Origin of the sequence: Streptomyces sp. MB09-02B (genome assembly GCF_033794485.1) — a bacterium.
In the GTDB taxonomy this organism is placed as follows: domain Bacteria; phylum Actinomycetota; class Actinomycetes; order Streptomycetales; family Streptomycetaceae; genus Streptomyces.
In genome coordinates this window covers 1-684 of the sequence record NZ_JARGEE010000981.1, presented here as the reverse complement: position 1 = coordinate 684, position 684 = coordinate 1, and the positions used below count along the sequence as shown (strand labels likewise).

Below are 684 nucleotides of genomic sequence, written 5' to 3'. Positions count from 1 at the left end.
TTCAGCGCATGGAGGGCTAACGGGTTTTTTGCTTGTTCCGGGGGTTGGGAGTGGTGTTAAGGGGACGGGAGTGGGGAGCTCGGTGCGGGACTCGAAGTCCGCCGCTCTCTGCTTCAGTTCGGCCGTCAGGTCGGTAGGTGGGGCGGGCGTCGTCAGGTCGGTGTGGCGGCGTAGGTCCGTGAGGAGGTCGCGGGATTCGGCGGCGGCTCGGCGGGCCGCCGACGCGACCAGGCCGGCCTGTTGCCTGAGGTGGGCCGGGTCGGGCGTGGGGCGGTCCGCCGAGGTCGCCAGGGCATCTGCGGCGAGGGCCAGGCCGTGGAGGGTCTTGGCCACCGAGTCGTGGAGGTCGCGGGCCAGGCGGGCGCGTTCGGACTCCACGGCCTCCGCGACGGCCAGGCGGGAGGTGGCTTCGGAGAGCGCCAGGGTGGCCGTACCGAAGCGGAACATCAGGTTGCGGAGGGTGACGCCGATGATGCCGGCGGCGACGCAGAAGCCGGCGATGAGGAGGGTGTTGGCGCCCGCGCCGGGGCGGTGTTCCCAGGCTCGGTGGACGGTGAGGAGGACGGCGAGTTGGAGGCCGGTGAGGACGCCGGCGCCGCGCCAGCCGTAGAGGAGGCCGGAGAGGAGGGGGGTGCAGACGGTGGCGTAGGCGAGGGGGGAGACCGGGGAGGCGGTGAGGAGGAG

The 684-nt window shown here is 72.7% G+C and carries 1 protein-coding gene; it reads right to left on the bottom strand.

Annotated features, from left to right (window positions below; all coding sequences use genetic code 11):
* Positions 1 to 684: histidine kinase (locus P1P70_RS45450; RefSeq protein WP_319248458.1), on the bottom strand; the 684-nt coding region annotated here is incomplete at both ends.